The organism is Mycetocola reblochoni REB411 (assembly GCF_900163835.1).
Lineage (GTDB): Bacteria > Actinomycetota > Actinomycetes > Actinomycetales > Microbacteriaceae > Mycetocola_B > Mycetocola_B reblochoni.
Genome location: NZ_FUKR01000036.1, coordinates 236,955 through 260,083, shown reverse-complemented (window position 1 = coordinate 260,083; position 23,129 = coordinate 236,955). Strand labels below are relative to the sequence as shown.

The following is a 23,129-nucleotide window of genomic DNA, read 5'->3' as shown; positions in this document are numbered from 1 at the left end:
GCCGCGTACCCCTCCCTTGGCCGCGATGATCCCGATCAGGCGTTCCACGGCGAAGACCGGGTCACGGGACTCCCCCTTCACCGCCGCATCAGCGTCAGCCAGCGCCTGGATGGCCACGCCCAGGCCGGCATCGGTCCATCCGCGCAGGTCGCGCTGGGCGCGCTCCACCTGCCACGGCGCCATGCCGAGCCTTTTCGCCAGCTCGGCCGACGAGCCGCGCGAGCCGGAGACCTTGGCCAGCCCCCTGACCTTCATCGCGATGGCGGCAACGAGTGGAACGGGGTCCACGCCCGACGACAACGCGTTCCGCAGACCGCCGAGCGCCGAGGCGTAGTCGCCCTGCACGGCGGCGTCGGCGACGGCGAAGGCGGTCGTCTCCGCCCTGCCGCCGTAGTACTGGTCGACCACCGCCTCGGTGATGTCTCCCGAGGTGTCGGCGATGAGCTGCTGGCAGGCTGCGGCCAGCTCGGCGAGGTCCCCGCTGAACGCGGTCACCAGTGACTGCAGCGCGCGGGGACGGATGCGCCGGGACGCCCGGGCGAACTCCGCGGCCGCGAAATCGTGGCGCTCCTGCTCCTTCTTCAGCTCGGCGCAGGCGACCTCGATGCCGCGGTCCCCCGCCGAACGTACGGCGTCGAGGAGCTTCTTGCCGCGCACGCCGCCGCCGTGGCGGAGAAGGACGGTGGCGCCGTCCGCGGGCGACGCGAGGTAGGCGAGCGCGTCGGCGAGGAAGCTGTCGCTCATCTTCTCGACGCCCCGGACGATCACGAGACGCGGCTCCCCGAACAGGGACGGACTGGCGAGGGTTTGCAGCTCGCCGGGACCGACGGAGTCGGCGTAGACTTCGTGGATCTCGACGGAGGGGTCCTCTGCGCGCAGGTAGTCGCGCAGCACGCCGATGGCACGGTCGGCGAGGAACGTCTGCGTACCCGACACGAGGATCACCGGCGCCGGCCTGATCTGGTCCCAGGCGAGCGTGCGCCCTCCCGCCGTCTTGCGCGGTGCGCCGCGTCCTGCTGCCGCCATCGTGGTCCTTCCCTGGGTCCGCTCCAGCGTAGCCGTCACGACCGACGCCGCGCCCGTCGCCGGGACAGCTGCGCTGTGTGACGGGCGCCTGCGCGACGTCCCGCCAGGCAGCCCAGCCGCAGAGATCGCTGCGGATGACGCGGGACCCGGCGAGCAGGGCCAGCGCCTCCGCGCGTGGGTGCCCGTAGTCGTTGTCGGCACCGACGCCGATGAAAGCCGAATCGGCGGCGAGCTCAGCGTAGAGCGCCTCGTCCTGGTCAGCGGAACCGTGGTGCGCGACCTTGACCCAGGCGACCCCCGTCGACAGTTCGGGTGCAGCGGACCGGAGCGCACGCTGGCTGCTCGCCGAGGTATCACCGAGGAACAGCGCCCTCCCCCCGGCGACATCGATCGACCAGACCACGGAGGCGTCGTTCCCGTCCCAGCGCTCGCCCCGATCGGCGAGCGGCCAGTGCACCCGCCACGATGCACCGCCGAGGGCCCCGCGTGCTCCCCGCTCGACAGTGGACACGTGGGCGCCCGCGTCGCTGAATCGCCGAGCGAGGTGCCGGGCCCTCGGCTCGGTCGAGGCCGCCAGGAGGACGGCGGCGGTCCTGCCGACGACGGCTCCGCTTCCGCCCACGTGGTCCTGGTCGTAGTGGCTGAGGATGAGCAGCTCGAGCTCGTCGACCCCCGCATCGCTCAGGCAGTCGGCGAACCGGTCCTCGTCCGGCCCGGTGTCGACGGCGGCCACGGATCCGCCGACGCGCACGAGGACCGCGTCGCCCTGCCCCACGTCGCAGCCGAAGACCGTCCAGTCGTCGGGCACGGCCGCCGAGCGGATCACCGGCCTCACCGAGGAGACGAGGAGAGCGGCGAGACACAGGCCGACCGCGGCCGCGGCCATCGCGCTCGTGAGGGGTGGGAGCCTGACCCGGCCGGGGGCGCCGTCCGCCGGGAGCCCGGGCGTCGCCGCGAGGACAGCGACGACGACGACCGCGCTCAGCAGGGCACAGAACACGACGGCCGTGACACCGTGCGCGAGCTCCAGCCGCAGCATCGGAAGCGCGGCACCCGCCCGGGCACACAGGGCGATCCACGTCGACGGCACCCAGGCGAGCGCTCCGATCCCCGTAGCGATCGTCGGCAGCACCGGGCCCGCCAGACAGCAGAGAAGGCCGAGCACCGTCGCCAACGGGGCGGCGGGGGCGGCGAGGATGTTCGCCGGCACAGAGACGAGGGACACCGCGGGGTCGAGGATCGCGATGACCGGCTGACACGCGAGCTGGGCTGACAGCGGAACGGCCAGCGCCGCGGCGAGCGGACCGGGCATCCGGCGGGCGAAGACCCGCGTCATCGGCCCGGCGATGGTCACCAGGGCGGCCGTCGAGGCGACGGAGAGCAGGAAGCCGTACTCGCGGATCAGCCAGGGGTCGACCACGAGACACACCGTGACGGCCACGGCAAGGGCGAGGCCGGCCGCTGCACGATGGCCCGAGGCCATCGCGATCAGCACCGCGATCGCCATCACCGCCGCCCTGATGACGCTCGGCTCCGGGGTCACGAGCAGGACGAAGCCGAGCAACGCCGTCGCCCCCGCCGCGATCCTCCCCGCACGTCTGGCGCCGCATGCGGCGGCGGCGGCCAGGGCGATCGCGACCACGATCGCGCAGTTCGCCCCCGAGACGGCGGTCAGGTGGCTGAGACCGCTGAGCACCATGGCCTCGGACAGCGAATCGGGCACCCCGCTGTCGTCGCCGATCGCCAGGCCGGGGAGCAGGCGTCCTCCGTCCCCGGGGAGCTGGGCGGCCCGATCGGCCATGGCCCGGCGCAGCTCCGCGGCCGCGCCAAGCGGACCGCCGGGACCCTCGACGAGCGAGCACTCCGACACCCTGACCAGAGCGGCGTCCCCGGGTGACGCCCGCGCCGGAACCAGCCGACCCTCACCCCTGATGCGCTGCCCCCAGGCCACCGCGCCGACGCCGGGACAGTCGATCACCGCCTGCACCACGACGCGGGCACTCCGAGGGACGCCCTCGCCCGATCGACGCGGCACGAGGTCGGCACGGAGGCGAGTGCGCAGAGCCCCGTCCGCTCCGGCCCATCCGCCGGACGTCGCGGTCTCCTCGGAATCGGCATCGTCACGGGGCGCGCGCGATGCCGGCTCGAGGACGACCCCGGCCACCTCGACCCCTGCCCTGCCCCAGCTCTGGAGCTCCGATCCGCCGCGTTCCGAAAGCTGGATGGTGCCGGAGACGACAACCGCGAGGGCCAGGAGCACGACGACGGTCGCCCCGGCGAGCGGACCGGGAGCCGAGGGTGGCCCCGACGGTCCCGCCCCTGGCCCGACGGGCGACGCCGCCGCGCGGGGGGCGCGAGGCCTCTGCCGGCGCCGCCGTGTCCAGCGGACGAGCAGAGCGAGCAGGCAGAGGGAGGCCACTGCGAGCAGAACGGCACCGACAGGCACGACGAACTCCGGACGTCCGACCACGACCAGCGCTGCGGTGACCACCCCGGCCACCGCAGCGATGTGATAGGCCGTGCCGGGAGCGATCCCCCGCTCAGAGAACGACACGGGGCTCGATCTGAGCGAACTTCGCCTCGCCGATGCCGCTGACGTCGAGCAGCTGCTCGACCGCGGTGAAACCGCCGATCGACTCCCGATGGGCGATGATCTGCTCGGCTGTGGCCGGCCCGACCCCGGGGAGGGTCTCGAGCGTGGCGGCGTCTGCCGTGCTGAGCGACACCGCCGCCGCTCCCCCTCCCCCCGCGGGTGCTGCCGCGCCCGGCTGACCCTGCGCCCCCGCAGCGCTTGGGCCGGGCGGCTCGCCCTCCGCGGTCACGACGATCTGCTCGCCGTCGGTCACCGGCCGGGCGAGGTTGACGCCCAGCTCGTCCGCGTCGTCCGCGAGGCCGCCCGCGCTCTCGACCGCGTCGCCGACCCTCGCCCCCTCATCGAGGGTGTAGATGCCCGGCTCCCGCACCGCGCCGACGACGTAGACGACGGGCCCGGGAACAGCGGCCGAGAGCGCGTCCGTCGGTGAGACGGTGGCAGCCGGCCCGGCGTGCGACCCCGTCGTGTCCGTGTCCGTGTCCGCTCCGGCCGCGCCCGGAGCGGACACGGCGGTCCCCCTGGCGTCGGGCCGCCCGTCATCGTCGGCGTCGATGAGGAGCGGTGCGAGCACACCGACGCCGACCATGATCGCCGCGGCGGCCGCGGCGAGGACGAGCAACCCCCGCCGCACCGCCCGCGCCCGGCCGCGCGGCGCATGCCGCATCAGCTCACGCACCCTGCGGCGAGTGGGCTCGCCCGCGCCCGACGTCGTCGACGCGGCACCGGTCGAGGCACGTCCCTCGGAGAGAGCGGCATCCGACCCGGCCGGACGCGGGCCACGCTCACCGCCCGGCGGCGCACCCCCGCGGCCGGTAGACGGCTCGATGCCGAGGGGACGCTCGACGTCGAACGGAACGAGGGAGGTCAGTTCGGGAAGGCGCATCCCCGCACGCTAGGCCGCCCCCTGACCGCCGACGGCCCCGCGACCGCCGCGGTGGAGCGGGGGTCGCGGGGCCGCGTTGTTCAGGCCGAACGGTCAGCGCTTGATGGCGATGTTGACCAGCTTCGGCTCCCTGACGATGACCGCGGCGATCTCCGCGTCGCCGACCGCCCGCGTCACGGCCTCCGACGCCAGGGCCAGCGCCCGCAGCTCATCCGCGCCGATCGACGGGGACACCTGCAGACGGTCCCTCAGCTTGCCATTGACCTGCACCACGGCGACGACGGTGTCCTCGACGAGAAGTGCCGGCTCGGCCTCGGGCCAGCGCACCAGCGCGACCGGGTCGTCGTGCCCCAGCTTCGCCCACATGTCCGCGGCGGTGAACGGCGCGTACAGGTCGAGGAGCAGCGCGAGCGCCTCCGCCGCCTCCCTGACCGCTCCGTCACCGGCACCCGCACCGGAGTCGATGGTCTTGCGGGTCACGTTCACCAGCTCCATCAGCCTGGCCACGAGCACGTTGAACTTGAACGACTCCACCAGCCCGGGGGCGTCGGCGAGCAGACGGTGCGTGGCCCGGCGCAGCGCACGGTCGCCGCCCTCGACGGCGGCCGAGACTCCCACGGCCTCCACGTCGGCCGCAATGCGCCAGGCGCGCGCGAGGAACTTGCTCGACCCCGCGGGCGAGACGTCAGCCCAGTCGATGTCGTCCTCCGGGGGGCCGGCGAAGGCCAGGGTCACCCGGAGCGCGTCGGCGCCGTACTCGGTCAGCTGCTCGGCGAACTCGACGAGGTTGCCCTTGCTCTTGGACATCTTCGAGCCGTCCATGAGCACCATGCCCTGGTTGAGCACCGAGGTGAAGGGCTCATCGAAGTCGATGTGCCCGAGGTCGTGCAGCACCTTCGTGATGAAGCGCGAGTAGAGCAGGTGCAGGATGGCGTGCTCTACGCCGCCGACGTACTGGTCGACCGGTCCCCAGCGCTTGGCCTCCTCGGGGTCGAACGGCCGCGTCTGGTCGTGCGGCCCGAAGAAGCGCAGGAAGTACCACGAGCTGTCGACGAAGGTGTCCATCGTGTCGGGGTCGCGACGCGCGGGCGTTCCGTCGACGGGGTTCGTCACCTCGACCCAGTCGGTCGCGGCGCCGAGAGGCGAGGCCCCCTTCGGCTTGAGGTCGAGCCCGGCGCTCGGCGGCAGCTCCACGGGCAGCTCCGACTCGGGGACGGGGTGCAGGCTGCCGTCCTGGCCGTGGATGATCGGGATCGGCGTTCCCCAGTACCGCTGCCGCGAGATGAGCCAGTCCCGCAGGCGGTACGTGGTGGCGGGCCGGCCCGTCCCCTCCGCCTCGAGCGCGGCGATCGCCGCGGGGATGGCCTCGGCTTTGCTCAGCCCGTCGAGCGCGCCGGAGTTGATCAGCGTGCCCTCCCCGGTCAGGGCGACGCCCGTCGCCGCCGGGTCGTTGTCGGCGTGCTCCGCGCCGTCCGCGTCGGCGACGGGGACGTCGAGCACGACCGTCACCGGCAGATCGAAGGCGCGGGCGAAGTCCAGGTCGCGCTGATCGTGGGCGGGGACGGCCATGACCGCACCGTGACCGTAGTCCGCGAGCACGTAGTCCGCGGTCCAGATCGGCAGCCGCTCCCCCGTGATCGGATGCAGCGCGTAGCGGCCGATGAACCGCCCCGTCTTGGGGCGGGCGGCGTCCTGACGCTCCACCTCGGAGACCTTCTGCACCTCGGCGAGGTAGTCGGCGAACTCGGCCGCGGTCGCCTCATCGGCGCCCGCCACCAGCTCAGCGGCCAGGTCGGAGTCGGGTGCGACGACGAGGAACGTCACGCCGGCGAGCGTGTCCGGCCTGGTCGTGAACACGGTGACGGGCTCATCGCGGCCCTCGATGCGGAAGTCCACGTCGGCACCGCGCGAGCGACCGATCCAGTTGCGCTGCATCGCGAGGACCTTGCTCGGCCAGCGCCCCTCGAGCGCATCGAGGTCGTCGAGCAGCCGGTCCGCGTAGTCGGTGATGCGGAAGTACCACTGGGTGAGCTTCTTCTTGACGACCATGGCGCCGCTGCGCTCGCTCGTCCCGTCGGCGAGCACCTGCTCGTTCGCCAGGACCGTCTGGTCCACCGGGTCCCAGTTGACCCAGCTGTCCTTGCGGTACGCCAGGCCCTTCTCGAACATCTGCAGGAACAGCCACTGGTTCCAGCGGTAGTACTCGGGGTCGGAGGTGTGCAGCACCCGCGACCAGTCGAAGCTCGGCGCGTAGAGCCGGAAGGAGCGCTTCTGCTGGTCGATGTTGGAGTACGTCCACTCGCGCGGGTCGACGCCGCGCTTGATGGCGGCGTTCTCGGCGGGCAGGCCGAAGGAGTCCCAGCCGATCGGGTGCAGCACCCGGTACCCCTGGTGGCGCCAGTACCGCGCCACGGTGTCGCCGAAGCCGAACGCCTCCGCGTGCCCCATGTGCAGATCGCCGGAGGGGTAGGGGAACATGTCGAGCACGTACTTGTGCCCGCGGATGCCCTCGGGGTCGGGGCCGGTGGTCTCGAAGAGCTTCTGCTCGTCCCAGATGGGGAGCCAGGTGTCCTGGATCGCCGCGAAGTCGTACCGGTCGCCGACGGGGTGCTGCTCGTGTGCCACGGAACTCTCATTCATCGCATGTCTCGGAGGGGCGTGTTCGCCGCCGTCCACCGCACCAGCCTACTAAAGGTGCGGCACGGTTCGGCCAGCCGCGACCGCGGTGTCGGCGCGGCCGGCCGCACCGCCGACGAGCGCGTCGATGGCCTCCAGCAGCGGCGCCGCCTTCAGCTGCATCTCGGCGAGCTCGGCGGCGGGGTCCGAGGACACGGTCACGCCGGCGCCCGTCCCGAGCAGGGTGGCCTCGGCGGTGACGACCGCCGTCCTGATCGTCATCGCCAGGCGCGCGCCGGACCCCGGGGTGAGGACGCCGAACGCGCCGGCGTAGCTCCCCCTGCTGTCGGGCTCCAGCTCGGCGATCAGTGTCATGGCCGCGCCCTTGGGCGCGCCGGTCATGGAGCCGGCAGGGAAGCTGGCGCGCACGATGTCGGCCACACCGACGCCCGGACGGACCGCCGCGCTGACCGTGCTCACCATCTGGTGCACCCGGGGGTGCGTCTCGACCGCGCACAGCCGGTCCACCCTCACCCCGCCGGGCGTGCTGATCCGGCTCAGGTCGTTGCGCACCAGATCGACGATCATGGTGTTCTCCGCCCTCTCCTTCGGGTCCGCGGCGAGGGCCAGAGCGGCGGAGACGTCGCCCGCGGCGTCCGGCCCGCGCGGAGCCGTCCCCTTGATCGGCTCGCTCACGGCACGGCGGCCATCGTCGTCGACGGCGAGGTAGAGCTCCGGAGAGCACGACACCAACGCGCTCTCTGGCAGCGAGACCACCGCGCTGAACCGGTCGACACCGTCGCCGGAGCCGAGGAGGCGGTCGTGCAGGGCGACCGGGTCCACGGGCGGCCTCCGGTACCTGGTCGTCAGGCAGGCGACGTACACATCGCCGCGGGTGATGGCGGCCGTCACACGTCGGACCGCGTCGATGTAGGCCTCGCCGTCGAGGACCGCGGCGGCCGGGCTGTCGGTCCGGCCGGCCACACCACGACCCAGCGCGGTGCCGTCCCCGGCGAGGCGAGAGGTGGCCGCGGACAGCCAGTCTCCGTCGACGGTCGACGTGTCGAGCAGCACCGTCGTCCCTTCCGCGGCGACGATCGGCAGCACGTGCTCGGCCACGAAGAAGGCGCCGCTCGGGGACTGTGCGTGGTCGGCGAGCGGCGCAGGGCGAGGGACGTCGTCTCCGCCGGGGGCGAGGTCGTAGTCGAGGCGGCCGATGAGCGAGCCGGGCTGCACGAGCGCGGCACCTCCGTCGTCCGCTGCGGCGGTCGGCGCGTCCGCGCGCCGCAGCGCCTCCCCCGCATCCACCACGACGTCGCCGATGGCGATGACCGGCTCGCCCCAGCCGGGGCCGTCCAGGAGCGCCCAGGACGCGCCGCCGGCGAGCCGCCGGGCGGCCTCGCCGGGCGACATCCCGGCGGGGAGCGTCAGACGGCGCGGACCGGTCATCGGGCGGCGAGACGCCCGGAGGCCATCCGCAGCCGGCGGTCGACGAGGTGCTCGGGGACGTCGTCGTGCGAGATGAGGATCACCGTCCTGCCGCCGCGCGCGGCCGCGCCGAGCAGCTCGGTGAGCAGGCTCTCGGCGTGCTGCTGGTCGACGTTGGCCGTCGGCTCGTCCAGGACGAGGATCGGGAACTCGTGCAGCAGCGCCCGCGCCAGAGCGATGCGCTGAGCCTGCCCTCCGGACACGAGCGCGCCCCTCTCGCCGACCCTGGCGTCCAGGCCGCCGCGCTCAGCGAGCCAGTCGCCCAGGCCGACGAGCTGGAGGGCGTGCTCGAGCTCCTCCCCGTCCGCCGTGTCCCTGGCGAAGAGGAGGTTCTGCCTGATCGTGTCGTTGAACAGGTACGGCGTCTGCTCGATGAGGCCGATGTGCTCGCGCACGGTCCGTGTCGGCAGAGCGGAGAGCTCGTGCCCGCCGAGCCGGGCGGAGCCCTCGTAGCCGAGGAACCGCACGAGGGTGTGGGCCAGCGTCGTCTTTCCCGAGCCGGACTCGCCGTCCAGCCACACGCGCTCCCCTGGCCGCACGTCCAGGTCCAGCCCGTCGATGGTCGCGGAGGCGGCCCCCGGCCACCGGACGCGGAGGTCGCTCAGCGTCAGCGCGGCGGGACCCGTGGCGGGCAGCGGCGACGGCTCTCCCTGCCGCGGCTCGCTGTCGGCAGGGATCTCCGGTGGTCGCTCGTCGGGGATCGTCGCGGCGATGCGCTCGGCGCTCGCCCGGACGGATCGGCGACTGGCCAGGGCGAGCGGAAGGCTCGCCACCACCTCGAAGACGGCCAGCGGCACGAGCACCACGACGGCGAGCATCGGCCCGCTCAGGGTGATCCCGAGCGCGGGTGCCGCGAGCACGAGCGCCCCCAGGCTCGCCGCACCGGCGAAGAGCCCGTTGAGGGCGGACACGCTCGACTCCGCCACGGCCCTCGCCCGCTGGGCCCTGGTCAGCTCGGCGTCGGCGGCGTGGATGCGCTCCTGCGCCGCGGGCAGTGCGCCGTAGGCGGTGAGCACGTCCAGGCTCTGCACGTAGTCGATGGCGGCGTCGGCCAACCGCGCGCGGCGGGGGGACAGCTCCCTGTCCGACCGGGCTGCGACCGCGCTGGAGAGCGCCACGCTCACGACCACGCAGAGCACGAGCGAGACGAGAAGCCAGACCGCCGCCGGCACGGAGAAGAAGGCGACGAACACGACGGAGGCCAGGCTCACCCCCGCGGAGGTCAGCAGAGGGAGCCGGGCCCGCAGCCAGACGTTCTGCATGTCGTCGACGTCGTCGACCACGGCGGAGAGTACCGAGCCCCGTCGCGACCGGCTCAGGCCGTCGGGGGCGAGCGGGATGAGGCGGGCGAGAACGCCGACCCTGATGTCGCTGAGCTGCCGGAAGACGGCGTCGTGGCTCGCGTACCGCTCCAGGTAGCGGAACACGGCCTTCGCCAGCGCGAAGGCGCGCACGCCGACGACGGCCATGCTCAGGTACAGCACGGGGGGCTGCTCGGAGGCCCGGGTGATGAGGTACGCGCTGCAGGCGAGCAGGGCCACCGTGCTCACGGCCTGCAGGATGCCCGCGGCGACGCCGGGGGCGCCGCGGCGGGGCGAGGGGACCGCCTGGCGCAGAAGCGCGCGTGCTCCGGCCCTCATCGCTTCGCCACCGCGGGGGTGAGCGCCAGCTCGACGTCGGCGATGTCCCTCAGCCGACGGCGGTGGCTGGCGACGATCACGACCAGCCCGCCCGCGGCGAGCTCCGTAATCGATGCGGCCAGTCGGCGCTCGGTTTCGTGGTCGAGTGCCGAGCTGGGCTCGTCGAGCACGAGGACCCTCGTCTCGGGACGGAGCGCCCGGTAGAAGGCCCGCGCAACGGCGACGCGCTGCGCCTGGCCACCAGACAGGAGGGACCCGGCGACGCCGCACTCACGGTCCGCGTCCCAGCCGTCCAGCTGCGCGAGCGCGAGGGCGCGCGTCAGCCGATCGGGATCGACGGAGGCCTCGCCGAGCGAGACGTTGTCGGCGACGGTGCCGGAGATGAGCCCTGGCCGTTGACCCGACCAGGCGAGCCAGGGCCGCTCGCCCGGCCCGGAGGGCAGCGGTGAGCCGTCGAGGGTGAGGACGCCGTCGTGCGCGACGGTGCCGAGGAGCGTGGAGATCAGGGAGGACTTGCCGCTTCCGCTCGGGCCGGTGAGCACGCCGACCCGGCCGGGGGCGAAGCGCGCAGAGACGCCGCTGAGCACCGTCGTGCCGTCGTAGGACACGCCCACGTCGTGGAACTCCAGCCCTGCCGGGGCCGTCGCCGCCGACGACGGCCCGCCGCCGGGGTGGACGGCCGTCGCGGTCGCGTCCGCGGCGTCCGCCGCCTCGTCGAGGATCGCGAAGACGTCCTCCGAGGCGGTGACCCCCTCCGCGGCGGCGTGGAAGTTCGTGCCGACGTTGCGCAGCGGCAGGAAGGCCTCCGGCGCCAGCAGAAGGACGAAGAGCGCGGGGCCGAAGCCGATGTCACCCGCGACCAGGCGCATGCCGACGCCGACGGCGACGAGGGCGACGGACAGGCTCGCGCCCAGCTCGAGCGCGAACCCGGAGAGGAACGTCGTCCGGAGCACCTTCATCGTCGCGACCCGGTAGCGCTCGGTCACGACGCGGATCCGGGTGAGCTGCCGCTCGGCCCTGCCGAACGACTTGAGGGTGCTCAGACCGCCGAGGACGTCGAGATAGTTGCCGGACAGCTCGCTGAGCGTGTCCCACTGCTGACGTTGCACACTCTGCGTCGCCCAGCCGATGAGCACCATGAACACGGGGATCAGCGGGAGGGTGACGACGACGAAGACCCCGGAGAGGACGTCCTGCCAGAACATCACCGCGACGATGACCGGTGTCGCGATCACCGTCAGGATCAGCTGCGGCAGGTACTTGCCGAAGTAGTCGTCGAGCGCGTCCAGGCCCCGCGTGCCCAGCACGGTGAGCCCCGCGCTCGACCGCCCGGCCGACCAGGCCGGTCCAAGCCGACCGATTGCGCGGTACAGCCGTGATCGCAGCTCGCTCTTCACCCGCGCTGCGCCGCGGATGGACACGCTGCCCGAGGCCCAGGTGACCACGAGCCGAGCGATCGTCGTCCCGGCGAACACGAGAATCTCGGTGCGCAGCTCCGCCAGGCTCCGGCCCTCGACCACCCCCACGATCGCCTGGCTGAGCGACCAGGCGAAGGCGATCGTGAGGACGGTCTGGAGGGCCGCGAGCACGGCGCCGGCGGCGAAGAACCATCGGGCGCCCGCCGCGTAGCGGAGCAGTCGGGGGTCGAGGGGGCGCACGATGTCCAGGCTAGTGTGCCGCGGCCTCGACGGTCGCCCTGCTGACCCGCTTGCGGAAGACCCAGTAGGTCCACGCCTGGTAGGCGAGCACCAGCGGCAGGAAGACCAGCGCGGTCCAGCTCATGACGCCGAGCGTGTACGGCGTGCTGGAGGCGTTCTCAATCGTCAGGCTGTTCGCCGGGTCATTGCTCGCCGGCATGACGTCGGGGAACAGCGCCAGGAACAGCGCCAGCACCGCGGCGGCGATCGTGACAGCCATGAGCGCGAAGGCCCTCCCCTCGCGCCCGGCCCTGTTCGCGAACCAGGCGGCGATGAGCGCGACCGCGGCGACAGCGGAGGCGATGATCGTCCCGATGGAGTCGGGGTGCTGGAGGATCGTCCAGACCAGGAACGCCGCGGCGACGACGACCGTGACCACGCCGGAGCGGGCCGCGAGGGTCCGGGCGCGCTCCCTGAGCTCGCCCGTCGTCTTGAGCGAGACGAAGACGACGCCGTGGGTGAAGAACAGCAGCAGCGTCGTGACGCCTCCCAGCAGGGCGTACGGGTTCAGCAGCGCGAAGAAGCCGCCGATGTAGTTGTGACCCTCGTCGAGGGGGACGCCCTGGACGATGTTGGCGAACGCCACACCCCAGAGCAGGGCCGGAACGGCCGAGCCGTAGACGATGAAGCCGTCGAACCAGGCGCGCCAGCGGTCACTGGACCCCTGGTGCCGGTACTCGAACGACACGCCTCGGACGATCAGCGCGAGCAGGATGAGCAGCAGCGCCAGGTAGAACCCGCTGAACAGTGTCGCGTACCACTCGGGGAACGCGGCGAACAGGCAGGCTCCGGCGACGATCACCCAGGTCTCGTTGAGATCCCAGACCGGTCCGATGGTGTTGATGATGACGCGTCGGTCGGTGTCGTCCTTGCTGAGGAACGGCAGTGACATGCCGACGCCGAAGTCGAAGCCGTCGAGGACGAAGTAGCCGATGAACAGCGCGCCGACGATCCAGAACCAGAGATATGACAGATCCATGATGTGCTCCTAGTAGACCGTCGGGGCGGTGGGCACGGTTCCCCGTTCCGGGTCGATGGCCGGCGCGTCGGCCGGTCCCTTCTGCGCGGCCTTCTTGATGAGGACGAACTCCACCACGGCCAGCGCTGCGTACAGCAGGGTGAACAGGACGAGGGATATCAGCACCTCGAGGCCGGTCACGTTCGGTGAGACGCCGTCCTCGGTCCTCAGCAGGCCGAACACGAGCCAGGGTTGACGCCCCATCTCGGTGAAGGTCCACCCGACGCTCATCGCCAGCAGGGACAGCGGGAACGCCCAGATCGCGATCTTCCACACCCACTTCTGGGTGGGCATGCGACCCTTGCGGGTCAGCCACAGGCCGGCAACGGCGACGAGGAAGTGCGCGGCACCGAGGCCGATCATCCAGCGGAAGGACCAGTACGTCACCCAGATGATGGGCGTGTAGTCGCCGGGGCCGTAGACGGCCTGGTACTGCGCCTGCAGGTCGTTGATCCCCTCGACGGTTCCGTCGAGGCTGTGCGTGGACAGTAGGGAGAGCAGGTACGGGATGCGAAGCGAGAACAGCTCGCTGCTGCCGTCTGGCGTGCCGAGGGTGAAGATCGAGAAGGAGGCGTCGCGCCCGGTGACGGTGTTGAAGGCCGCCTCGGCCGCCGCCATCTTCATCGGCTGGGTCTCCACCATGACGATGCTGAGCTGGTCACCGGAGAGGAAGGTCAGCGCGAAGGAGACGACCATCATCCACAGACCGGTCTTGAGCATGGGCCGCATGGTGTCGAGGTGCTGGTTGCGGGCCAGGTGCCAGGCGGCGACCGTGATGATGAGGCCGGCGGAGACCATGAAGCAGGCGAAGATCGTGTGCGGGAAGGCCGCGAGCACGACGGGGTTGGTGAGCACCTCGCCGATGCTGGTGAGCTCGGCCCGCCCCGACTCGGCGTTGAACTCGTAGCCGACGGGGTTCTGCATGAAGGCGTTGGCGGCGAGGATGAAGTAGGCGGAGAGCATCGTTCCCACGACGACGCCCCAGATGGTGATCAGGTGGACCTTGGGGGACAGCTTGTCCCAGCCGAAGATCCAGAGCCCGATGAAGGTCGCCTCGAGGAAGAACGCCAGCAGTCCCTCGAACGCCAGGGGGGCCCCGAAGACGTCACCGACGAAGCGCGAGTAGTCCGACCAGTTCATGCCGAACTGGAACTCCTGAACGATGCCGGTCACGACGCCCATCGCGAAGTTGATCAGGAACAGCTTGCCGAGGAACTGCGTGATCTGCAGGTAGCGCAGCTGACCTGTCCTGACCCACGCCGTCTGGAAGATGGCGACGGTCGTGGCCATTCCGATCGTGATGGGCACGAAGAGGAAGTGGTAGATCGTGGTGAGACCAAACTGCCACCGCGATAGCAGCAGGGGGTCCAGGAGTTCGTTCACTGTTGGCTCCAGGTTGTGTGCGCTTCGCGCACGGCTCGATCCCGGTCAGGGTGGTGATTCCTGCGGCGACAACGGTCTGATGTTCCTCAGAGTACACTAAAAAGTCCCTGTGGTCTGACCACAGTCGAGCCGCGCCGTCGCCTAGACTCGACGCGATGAACGACCTCCTCACGTGGCTGCTCGACGCCGTCCAGGCCGTCCCCGCCCTGCCCCGCATCCTCATCGCGGCGGTGGCGATCATGCTCGAGACGTCCGTGCTCATCGGACTGATCGTCCCGGGCGACAGCGTCGTGCTCGTGGCGGCCACCGGCGTGAGCAGCCCGCCCGAGGGGATCGCGCTCGGCGCCGCGGTCGTCTGCGGGGCCCTCGTCGGGGAGAGCATCGGCTTCTGGCTCGGCTGGCGATTCGGACCGTGGATCAGGCGGAGCGCCCTCGGCCGCCGGCTCGGCGAGAAGAACTGGGTCAAGGCGGAGAACTACCTGCAACGCCGCGGAGGGATCGCCGTCTTCCTCTCGCGGTTCCTGCCCGTTCTGCACTCCCTCATCCCGCTCACGGTCGGCATGAGCAAGATGCGCTACCGCACCTTCCTCGCGTGGACGGTCCCCGCCTGCGTGATCTGGTCCGCCGCCTACGTCGGGGCCGGCTCCCTCGCCGCCACCAGCTTCCGGGCGCTCTCCCGCGAGATCCACACGGCCGGGTACTTCTTCGTCGGCGCGATCGTCGTGTTCATCGTCGTGGCGGCGCTCGTCAAGCGCCTGATCAGCTGGAACGAGCGTCGCCACCTCGAGGTGCCGACGGACGAGCACTGACGGGGACGCCGTGACCGCCGTGCCACACTGGAGTGTGCCCGAAAGCCCCTCCCCCGTGCCCCGCGGTCCCCTGCATCGGGCCGCACGGATCGACTACGCGTTCCAGGACTGGCGGGCGGCGCGAGCGGCCCGCCGCGGCGCCGTGCCCATGCCGATCGGCTTCATCGGGTACGGCTCGACCGGATGGGTGCGCGTGCTCGCGCGGGTGCTCATGACGCCGGAGGGCGAGCAGCCGCCCGAGCGCGCCGCACAGCGCGCCAGGGGCTGGCGCTCCTTCCTGGCCATCCCCGTCAACGCCGCGACCGTGATCGTGACGATCAACGGCGTCGACCACGAGGTCACCGCCGACAGGGGCGGGGTGGTCGACGTCGTCGTCGAGGCCGAGCTCGAGCCGGGCTGGTCGACGATCCAGCTCCGCTGCCCCGGCGGGCCTCGCGTCCCCGCCCCCGTGTTCATCGTCGATCCGGCCACCCGGTTCGGGATCGTGTCCGACGTCGACGACACGGTCATGGTGACCGTGCTCCCCCGCCCGTTCGTGGCGGCGTGGAACACCTTCGTGCGTGACGAGCACGCGCGCCTGCCCGTTCCGGGGATGGCCGTGTTCCTCGAGCGGATGGTCAGGGACAACCCCGGCGCGCCGGTCATCTACCTGTCGACGGGCGCCTGGAACGTCGCTCCGACCCTCACCCGCTTCATCGAGCGGCACCTCTACCCGAGCGGCCCCCTGCTCCTGACCGATTGGGGCCCCACCCACGATCGGGTGTTCCGCTCCGGACGGGCGCACAAGCAGGACAACCTGTCCCGCCTGGCGGCCGAGTTCCCCCACATCCGCTGGCTGCTCGTCGGTGACGACGGCCAGCACGACGTCGAGCTGTACGACAGCTTCGCCGAGGCCAACCCCGGGCACGTCGCCGCCATCGCCATCCGCCGGCTGTCCGCCGGCCAGGCGATGCTCGCGGGCGGACGCACGAAGTCGGACCACGGCACCGGGCCGCGCTGGTACTCGGCTCCCGACGGCTCGGGCCTGCTCAGGCAGATCGAGGCCGACGGCCTGGACGGCGGCCGGTCGACGTGAGACTGGGACGGCTGTTCCGCCCCGCGAGCGTCGTCTCCGCGCGCCTGCGCGCCCCCGCACGCGTCCCGTTCCTCCAGGTCGCGAAGACCGGGGTGGCCGTGACGCTGTCGTGGGTCGTCGCGGGCCTCGTCGTGCCGGGCCAGGCGCCGATCTTCGCCGCCATCGCCGCGCTGCTCGTGGTGCAGCCGAGCGTCAACCAGTCCTACGCCCGCGCACTGGAGCGCAGCGCCGGCGTGATCCTCGGCGTCGTGCTCGCGATGACCGCGTCGCAGCTGTTCGGCGACAACAGCACGGTCATCCTGCTCTCGGTCGTCGCCTGCCTGCTCCTGGCGTGGCTGCTCAAGCTCACCCCCGGCAGCTCCAATCAGATCCCCATCAGCGCGATGCTCGTCCTGAGCCTGGGCTCCACGACGCCGGGCTACGCCTGGGACCGGATCGTGGAGTCCATCATCGGCGCGGCCGTCGCGGTCCTGGTCAACCTCGCGATCGCTCCCCCGCTGCAGATCGCGCCCGTCCGTGCCGACGTCGTCCGGCTCGGCTCGGCACTCGCCGACTCCCTGGAGGGTCTCGCGGCCCTGCTGCCGACCCGGCCGGGCACGGAGCGGATCACCGAGCTGATGATCCAGGCGCGCCTGCTGCGTCCGATGAGGACGCGACTGCAGAACGACCTCATCGCGGCGGCCGACTCGCTCAGGCTCAACCCGCGCCAGGCACGCTACCGCGCGGAGCTCGAGCAGATCGAGGGCCTGTCCGAACGGTTGAACACGGTCGTCAACCGCGTGATCGGCATGACACGGGCCTACCAGGACCACTACGACGACGACCTCGCCAGCGAGCCGACGATCCCATCCATCATCGGCGAGCTGCGTCGCGCTGCGCACGACATCCGACTGCTGACCGGCGACCCCGACGCCGACGACACCGCGTCCATCGCGCTGGCCACTGAGCCGCCCGCGCTCACGGCTCCCCTCGTCGTGCTCTCCCCCAGCGCGACGCACTGGGTTCTCATCGGCTCGCTCCTCGAGGATCTCCGCCGCATACACGACGAGGTCGTCGGGGAGCGCTAGCTCCCCGACGACCCCGTACCCGGTCCGCGCCCGCGCCGACCGCGGGCTGCCGGATCAGCCCTGCAGCGTGCCCTGCAGGTCGAGCGTGATGGTGACGTCGTCGCCGAGCAGCACGCCGCCGGTCTCGAGCGCCGCGTTGTAGTTGAGGCCGAAGTCGCCCCGCTTGATGGTCGTGGTCGCGGTGGCGCCCGCCTTCACGTTGCCCTCGAAGTCCTTGGCGAAGCCGCCGACCTCGACGGTGAAGGTGACCGGCTTGGTCACGCCGCGGAGCGTGAGGTCGCCGTCGACGAGGACGTCGTTCTTCTCGCTGCGGACGGCGGTCGAGTGGAAGTCGATGGTCGGGTAGGTCTCGGCGTCGAAGAAGTCGCCGGTGCGCAGGTGGCCGTCGCGGTTCGGCTCGCCCGTGTTGACCGAGGCGACGGTGACGCTCGCCGTGACGCTCGAGTCGGTGATCTCCTCGCCGGTGACGATGGTGGCGTCGAACTCGGTGAACGAGCCGCGCACCTTGCTCACCATGAGGTGGCGGATGCTGAAGGTGACGGTCGAGTGGACCGGGTCAAGCTTCCACGTTCCAGCGGTGTAGCCGGGGATCTGCGCAGCGGTAACCATGAGTGCTCCTTTGTCGTGTGCTCGTCGGGCGTTCCCCCGACAGTCCATTCAAACGAATGCACGATGAGGATATTCCTCGCCGGTGAACATTTCCTCGACACCGTAGGCTGGTCGGGCGACGTCGAGCAGAACGGATCCACCCATCAGCACCACCACCCCGACCGCGGGCGAGCCGGCGAACGCCTCCCGCGGAGCCGCGTCCTCGATCCTGGCCTCGGTCCTCTTCGGCATAATCAGCGTGATCAGCGGCTCGCTTCCCGGCGTCTCCTCCGGCGAGGCGACCGCCTGGCGCATCGTCTTCGTCGTGCTCGCCGTGGCCGCCGCTCTCTCCCCCTCCGAACGCCGCCGTCGTCTGCTCGCCCAGCTCCGCCGGATCGTCCGCTCGCCGCGGCTCGTCCTGATCGTCTGCCTGGGGGCTGGCATCCTCTGGCTGCAGCTGTGGGTGTTCGTCTGGGCACCGGCGAACCACCGCACCCAGGACGTCGCCCTCGGCTACTTCCTGCTTCCGCTGGTCATGGTCCTCGTCGGCCGGGTGTTCTTCGGCGACCGCCTCACCGGGTGGCAGCGGGCAGCGGTGGTGCTCGCCGCCGCGGGGGTGGCCGCCGAGCTGATCATGACCCGTTCCATCGGCTGGCCCGTACTGCTGGTGGCCGGGCTCTACCCGGTCTACTTCGGGCTCCGCCGCTGGTTCGACCTCGACAGGCTCGAGGTGTTCCTCCTGGAGACCACGCTGCTGCTCGTCCCCTCGATCGCGCTGATCCTGATCGGGGCGACCGGTCCGGCCGCAGTCGACCGCGGGGCAACCTGGCTGCCGCTGCTGGTCATGGCTGCACTCAGCGGGGTGGCGATGCTGCTCTACATCCTGGCCTCGCAACTGCTCACCCTCGGCCTGTTCGGCCTTCTCGGTTACGTGGAACCGGTTCTGCTCCTGGCCGCGGCGGTCGTGCTCGGGGAACGGCTGGCGCCCGCCGACGCGCTCGTGTACGGCCCGATCGCCCTCGCCCTGGCCCTGCTCGGTATCGGCACGTGGCGCGCGGCGGGACGACGAGACGGCGAACGGCGGCGTCGCAGCTGACACCGGCCGATCTCGGCCGGCCGCCGCTCGGCACCGTCCTCAGACCTCGTCGGCGAGGGCGCCGATCACCGCCCCGCGCACCCCCGTCCCTGTCGAGCCGGGCGATCCGGCGGACCCCCGTCCCTCCCGGAGCGCAGATGCTGGCGCGGATCGCGGCGAGTTCGGTGTCGTCCTCCTCCATCAGCGCGGCAGCGCCGCGGAGAACCTGCGCCATGACCGCGCGGGCATCCTCCCGCGCGACGCCCCGCACCGCGCCGGCCTCGACCATCGCCTCGACCAGATAGAGCACGGTGGCGGCACCTCCGCTGCTGAGCGGCGCCAGCGCGGCCTGCTCTGACTCGGGAACGACCAGGACCTCGCCCGAGAGCGCCAACAGCTGCCGCGCGCGCTCGGCCTGGTCCGCCGTGCACCGCCCCGCCGCGCTCAGCAGGGTCACGCCCCGCCCGGTGCGGGCCGCGAGGCTCGGCATCGCCCTAACGCCCCCGACACCCGCGGGGAGCAGCCGCTCGAGGTCCGAGGTGTCGAGGCCGTCGACCACGGAGACGACGACCGCGCCGTCGTCGAGCCCGGCCTCCAGCTCGCCGAGGACCGCCGCGGCCGCCTGCGGAGGTACCGCGAGCAGGACGGTCGCGGCTCCCCGCACCGACTCCGCGCTCGCGGTCCGCCCGTCAACGCCGAGCTCGTCGGCGACGGCGCGTGTCCTGCCAGAGCTCCGTCCGAGCAGCCGCAGCCGCTCCGGCTCCAGTCCGCCCCGGAGCGTGCCCCGCGCCAGAGCGACCCCCATCGTCCCGGTTCCGACGACCGCGATCGCGTCAAGTTCCCCAGCCATTCCTGTACCGCCCCTCCGTGTCCCTGCCCTGACGTCGAACACACCACCGCGCCCACGCCGATCGTGCCGGAGAGGACACGCGCGCCCGACAGCGCCGGCGACCGAACCGCCACGACACCCGAACGGGCGTTCAGAGATGTCGGTGGTCAACGCTAACCTGTGGGATGTGAACAGTTCAACGGGGGTCAGAACATCATCGGCAGGGGTCATCGGCGTCGTCGGGGCCTCGACCAACAACCTCAACGACGTCAGCGTCGACATACCCAAGCACACCCTGACGGTGGTCACCGGGGTGTCCGGCTCGGGCAAGTCCTCGCTCGTGCTCGACACGATCGCGGCTGAGGCCCAGCGCCTCGTCAACGACTCCTATCCCGCTTTCATCCGGAGCCGTCTCCCCCAGCATCCGGCCGCCGAGGTCCAGTCGATGGCCGGTCTGACCTTCACCGCGCTGATCGACCAGCGCCGCTTTACGGGCAACGCGCGCTCCGTCGTGGCGACCGCGAGCGATGTCGCCCCCCTCATCCGCCTGGTGTTCTCCCGGATCGGCGAGCCGTCGGCCGGGTACTCCCCCGCGTACTCGTTCAACGATCCGACGGGGATGTGCCCGCGGTGCGAGGGGCTCGGGCACGTCGTCGACATCGACATCGACGAGCTCATCGACCTCGACCGCACGATCGACGAGGGTCCCGTCCGCTTCAGCCAGTTCCGGCCGGGGGTGTACCGGTGGAAGCGATTCGCGTACTGCGGGCTGTTCGACCGCTCCGTGCCGCTCCGCGACTACACCGACGAGCAGATGCGCCTGTTCCTCTACGCCGACAGGGTCAAGCTCACCGACCCCGACCCGCGTTTCCCCAAGACCGCACGGTTCGACGGCGTCGTGACGCGGCTCCGGGACGTCTACATCAAGAACCGGCCTGCATCGCTGTCCGCCCAGGTCGCCGGGGAGCTCGAGAGGATCACCTCCGACCACGTCTGTCCCGAGTGCGACGGTGCCAGGGTTAATGCCGCCGCCAGGGCGAGCCTGATCGACGGCCGCTCCATCGTCGACTGGTCGTCGACGCCCATCGCGGAGCTGCGAAGTCTGTTGGAACACACCCACGATCCGCGTGTGGAGCCCGCCCTCGACGGGATCAGGACGGTCCTCGACGCCCTGCTCTCCGTCGGACTCGGCTACCTGACGCTCGATCGCACCTCGTCCACGCTCTCCGGCGGCGAAGCTCAACGGGTGAAGATCGTGCGGCACCTCGGCAGCGCGCTCACCGACGTGACCTATGTTTTCGACGAGCCGTCCGTCGGCTTGCACCCGCGCGACGTCCACCGGCTCACCGAGCTGCTGCTCCGGCTGCGCGACGGCGGGAACACGGTGCTCGTCGTCGAGCACGACCAGCAGGTGATTGCCGTGGCCGACCACGTCATCGACATCGGCCCCGGAGCGGGGTCGGCCGGAGGGACGGTGTGCTTCGAGGGCACACCGGGGGACCTCACCCGCAGCGGCACCGTCACCGGACGCCTGCTCCGCGCCCCGGTCGCCCTGCGCCAGGCCCCCAGGGCAGCGACCGGCAGTGTCACGGTGCGCAATGCCACGATGCACAACCTCGCCGGCATCGACGTCGAGGTGCCGCTCGGAGTGCTGACGGTCGTCACGGGTGTCGCCGGGTCGGGCAAGTCGTCGTTCGCGACCGGTGAGCTGCCCGCTCAGCACCCGGAGTTCACCGTCGTCGGCCAGGAGCCGCTGCGCGGCGGTGTGCGTTCCACCCCGTTGAGCGCTCTCGGGATCGCCGAGACGGTCCGACGTGTCTTCTCGGCAGAGTCGGGGCTCGACCCCGCGTGGTTCAGCTTCAACTCGAAGGGCGCCTGCCCCCAGTGCACAGGGCGCGGCAGGATCACGACGGAGCTCGCCTTCCTCGATGACGTCTCCGTCCCCTGCGACGCATGCCACGGGCTGCGGTTCAACGAGACGGCGCTGGCGACGACGGTCGGCGGGTCCACCATCGCCGAGGTGCTCATGATGACGGCATCCGGTCTGGCACGGGCCTTCGCCGCGGACACCCGCATCACCGCCGCCGCGGAGTGGCTGGAGCGCGTCGGCCTCGGCTACATGCCGGTCGGCCGTTCGCTCGACACGCTCTCCGGAGGTGAGAAGCAACGCCTCCTGCTCGCCAAGCATCTGCTCGAGACCGGAGACCTCTCCACGGAGCGCATCGTCCTCGACGAACCGACGACGGGCCTGCACCCGAGCGATGTCGACCGCATCACCACACTGTTCGACGACCTCGTCGACGCCGGCGCGACACTGGTCGTCGTCGAGCACAACCTTCGGGTGATCGGCACGGCCGACCGCGTGATCGACATCGGGCCGGGAGCCGGACGGGAGGGCGGCTCGCTGGTGTTCTCCGGCCCGCCGAGCGAGCTGCTGACCGCACCCGACTCCGCCACCGGTGTGGCCCTCGCCGCAGCGGCTAGCCGCTGACACGGCGGGCGACTTCTGCCTCCCGGCCGCGCACACCCGCCGGGCCCGCACGCCGGTCGCCGACACGGCAGTCCCCCTGCACGGGAACCGCACAACAGTCATGTGCCGGAGCCGTCCCCCGACAGCGCACCGCCGCCGTGCGCGATGCCCGAACAGAGAAACCCGCGCCGAAACAACCAAGCAGGAATACCCGCGCCGAAACAACCGAGCAGAAACAACCGAGGGCCCCGCTTCAGTGAAGCGGGGCCCTCGGCCAATGGAGTGGATCTGAGGGGACTCGAACCCCTGACCCCCTGCATGCCATGCAGGTGCGCTACCAGCTGCGCCACAGACCCAGATCGTTGGCGTTCCTTGCGGCCCGTCCAACCATTACAGCCTACAACAGGTGCAACGCCGACACCAATTCGGTCGAGCAGTCCGGGTGTGTCACCACTCCGCACGCGCGCCGTCGGCGCCGATCCGTTCAGCCCGCGGTCGTCTCCGCTGCGTCCCTGACGGGAACGGTGATCACCGGGCAGTCGCTCCACAGGCGGTCGAGGGCGTAGAAGCTGCGCTCCTCCTCGTGGAACACGTGGACGACCAGGTCGCCGAAGTCCAGCAATGCCCACCGTCCGGCCTCACGCCCCTCGCGCCGCAGCGTGCGGACGCCGGCGTCGTTGAGCGCGTCCTCCACCTCGCGAGCGATGGCGGAGACGCCGCGCTCGCTGCGCCCGGTGACGAGCAGGAACGCGTCGACGAAGGGCAAGGGCCTCGACACGTCCAGTGCGACGGCATCCTCTGCGCCGGTGCGGTCGGCCGCGGCGGCGGCGATCGACAGCTGCTCGATCGTGGACAGTGTCATCTGTGTCCCT

General features: G+C 71.6%; 16 protein-coding genes, 1 tRNA gene and 2 pseudogenes. 5 read left to right on the top strand and 14 right to left on the bottom strand.

Features of this window, described 5'->3' with window-relative positions; translation table 11 throughout:
* The 9 genes and pseudogenes from holA to FM119_RS07150 form a co-directional block, all read right to left on the bottom strand.
* Positions 1 to 1,026, bottom strand: a 1,026-nt coding sequence (gene holA / locus FM119_RS07195) for a DNA polymerase III subunit delta (protein WP_087136984.1), incomplete at its 3' end; no start/stop codon positions are given.
* Positions 1,027 to 1,381: 355 nt separating this feature from the next.
* Positions 1,382 to 2,725, bottom strand: a pseudogene (locus FM119_RS14395) (ComEC/Rec2 family competence protein); the annotation flags it as partial.
* 841 nt (positions 2,726 to 3,566) lie between these two features.
* The gene (locus FM119_RS07180; protein ID WP_087136982.1) at positions 3,567 to 4,502 is read right to left on the bottom strand and encodes a ComEA family DNA-binding protein; all 936 of its coding nucleotides are present in this window, start codon (positions 4,500 to 4,502) and stop codon (positions 3,567 to 3,569) included.
* A 93-nt stretch (positions 4,503 to 4,595) separates the two neighbouring features.
* Positions 4,596 to 7,142: a leucine--tRNA ligase gene (gene leuS, locus FM119_RS07175; protein WP_087136981.1), complete on the bottom strand. Its 2,547-nt coding sequence runs from the start codon at positions 7,140 to 7,142 to the stop codon at positions 4,596 to 4,598.
* A gap of 48 nt (positions 7,143 to 7,190) precedes the next feature.
* Positions 7,191 to 8,567, bottom strand: a complete 1,377-nt coding sequence (locus tag FM119_RS07170) for an anthranilate synthase component I family protein (protein ID WP_087136980.1) — start codon at positions 8,565 to 8,567, stop codon at positions 7,191 to 7,193.
* A complete protein-coding gene (gene cydC / locus FM119_RS07165; protein ID WP_087136979.1) occupies positions 8,564 to 10,246 on the bottom strand; it encodes a thiol reductant ABC exporter subunit CydC in 1,683 nt (560 codons plus the stop codon). The genes FM119_RS07170 and cydC overlap by 4 nt, the downstream gene beginning before the upstream one ends.
* Positions 10,243 to 11,904 (bottom strand): thiol reductant ABC exporter subunit CydD, encoded by a 1,662-nt coding sequence (gene cydD, locus FM119_RS07160; RefSeq protein ID WP_087136978.1) that lies wholly within the window; start codon positions 11,902 to 11,904, stop codon positions 10,243 to 10,245. The genes cydC and cydD overlap by 4 nt, the downstream gene beginning before the upstream one ends.
* 10 nt (positions 11,905 to 11,914) lie before the next feature.
* The gene (cydB, locus tag FM119_RS07155; protein WP_087136977.1) at positions 11,915 to 12,922 is read right to left on the bottom strand and encodes a cytochrome d ubiquinol oxidase subunit II; all 1,008 of its coding nucleotides are present in this window, start codon (positions 12,920 to 12,922) and stop codon (positions 11,915 to 11,917) included.
* 9 nt (positions 12,923 to 12,931) lie between these two features.
* Positions 12,932 to 14,344, bottom strand: coding sequence for a cytochrome ubiquinol oxidase subunit I (locus FM119_RS07150; protein ID WP_087136976.1), 1,413 nt, complete (start codon positions 14,342 to 14,344; stop codon positions 12,932 to 12,934).
* Between the two features lie 155 nt (positions 14,345 to 14,499).
* Here FM119_RS07150 and FM119_RS07145 point away from each other — a divergent pair, with 155 nt between their 5' ends.
* Genes FM119_RS07145 through FM119_RS07135 form a run of 3 tightly spaced genes read left to right on the top strand, consistent with a single transcriptional unit; the run spans position 14,500 to position 17,295 of the window.
* Positions 14,500 to 15,153: a DedA family protein gene (locus FM119_RS07145; RefSeq protein ID WP_087136975.1), complete on the top strand. Its 654-nt coding sequence runs from the start codon at positions 14,500 to 14,502 to the stop codon at positions 15,151 to 15,153.
* Positions 15,154 to 15,208: 55 nt separating this feature from the next.
* Positions 15,209 to 16,228 carry an App1 family protein gene (locus FM119_RS07140; protein ID WP_245827342.1) on the top strand — a complete coding sequence of 340 codons (1,020 nt, stop codon included), beginning with the start codon at positions 15,209 to 15,211 and terminating at the stop codon, positions 16,226 to 16,228.
* The gene (locus tag FM119_RS07135; RefSeq protein ID WP_087136974.1) at positions 16,225 to 17,295 is read left to right on the top strand and encodes an FUSC family protein; all 1,071 of its coding nucleotides are present in this window, start codon (positions 16,225 to 16,227) and stop codon (positions 17,293 to 17,295) included. Before FM119_RS07140 ends, FM119_RS07135 begins: the two co-directional genes overlap by 4 nt.
* 54 nt (positions 17,296 to 17,349) lie before the next feature.
* Here the strand turns inward: FM119_RS07135 and FM119_RS07130 are convergent, their stop codons facing one another.
* Together FM119_RS07130 and FM119_RS07125 are read right to left on the bottom strand one after the other, a co-directional pair.
* On the bottom strand, positions 17,350 to 17,904 hold the full coding sequence (locus FM119_RS07130; RefSeq protein WP_087136973.1) for a YceI family protein: 555 nt from the start codon (positions 17,902 to 17,904) through the stop codon (positions 17,350 to 17,352).
* A 48-nt stretch (positions 17,905 to 17,952) separates the two neighbouring features.
* Positions 17,953 to 18,135 (bottom strand): hypothetical protein, encoded by a 183-nt coding sequence (locus tag FM119_RS07125; protein ID WP_087136972.1) that lies wholly within the window; start codon positions 18,133 to 18,135, stop codon positions 17,953 to 17,955.
* 7 nt (positions 18,136 to 18,142) lie between these two features.
* Between FM119_RS07125 and rarD the strand changes: the two genes are divergently transcribed.
* Complete coding sequence (rarD, locus tag FM119_RS14200) at positions 18,143 to 18,979, top strand: EamA family transporter RarD (protein ID WP_245827337.1); 837 nt, start codon at positions 18,143 to 18,145, stop codon at positions 18,977 to 18,979.
* Positions 18,980 to 19,073: 94 nt separating this feature from the next.
* Here the strand turns inward: rarD and FM119_RS14390 are convergent.
* Positions 19,074 to 19,808, bottom strand: a pseudogene (locus tag FM119_RS14390) (pyrroline-5-carboxylate reductase family protein); the annotation flags it as partial.
* 166 nt (positions 19,809 to 19,974) lie between these two features.
* Here FM119_RS14390 and FM119_RS07105 point away from each other — a divergent pair.
* The gene (locus tag FM119_RS07105; protein ID WP_245827335.1) at positions 19,975 to 22,278 is read left to right on the top strand and encodes an ATP-binding cassette domain-containing protein; all 2,304 of its coding nucleotides are present in this window, start codon (positions 19,975 to 19,977) and stop codon (positions 22,276 to 22,278) included.
* 262 nt (positions 22,279 to 22,540) lie between these two features.
* Here the strand turns inward: FM119_RS07105 and FM119_RS07100 are convergent.
* Positions 22,541 to 22,613, bottom strand: a tRNA-Ala gene (locus tag FM119_RS07100).
* A gap of 128 nt (positions 22,614 to 22,741) precedes the next feature.
* The gene (rsfS, locus tag FM119_RS07095; protein WP_087136969.1) at positions 22,742 to 23,119 is read right to left on the bottom strand and encodes a ribosome silencing factor; all 378 of its coding nucleotides are present in this window, start codon (positions 23,117 to 23,119) and stop codon (positions 22,742 to 22,744) included.
* Between the last annotated feature and the right edge of the window lie 10 nt (positions 23,120 to 23,129).

Coding starts and splice junctions, on each gene's coding strand:
- rsfS (WP_087136969.1), bottom strand. CDS start 23,119: ATGACACTGTCCACGATCGAGCAGCTGTCGATCGCCGCCGCCGCGGCC.
- cydC (WP_087136979.1), bottom strand. CDS start 10,246: ATGAGGGCCGGAGCACGCGCGCTTCTGCGCCAGGCGGTCCCCTCGCCC.
- leuS (WP_087136981.1), bottom strand. CDS start 7,142: ATGAATGAGAGTTCCGTGGCACACGAGCAGCACCCCGTCGGCGACCGG.
- FM119_RS07170 (WP_087136980.1), bottom strand. CDS start 8,567: ATGACCGGTCCGCGCCGTCTGACGCTCCCCGCCGGGATGTCGCCCGGC.
- FM119_RS07180 (WP_087136982.1), bottom strand. CDS start 4,502: ATGCGCCTTCCCGAACTGACCTCCCTCGTTCCGTTCGACGTCGAGCGT.
- FM119_RS07130 (WP_087136973.1), bottom strand. CDS start 17,904: ATGGTTACCGCTGCGCAGATCCCCGGCTACACCGCTGGAACGTGGAAG.
- cydB (WP_087136977.1), bottom strand. CDS start 12,922: ATGGATCTGTCATATCTCTGGTTCTGGATCGTCGGCGCGCTGTTCATC.
- FM119_RS07125 (WP_087136972.1), bottom strand. CDS start 18,135: ATGCCGAAGAGGACCGAGGCCAGGATCGAGGACGCGGCTCCGCGGGAG.
- FM119_RS07145 (WP_087136975.1), top strand. CDS start 14,500: ATGAACGACCTCCTCACGTGGCTGCTCGACGCCGTCCAGGCCGTCCCC.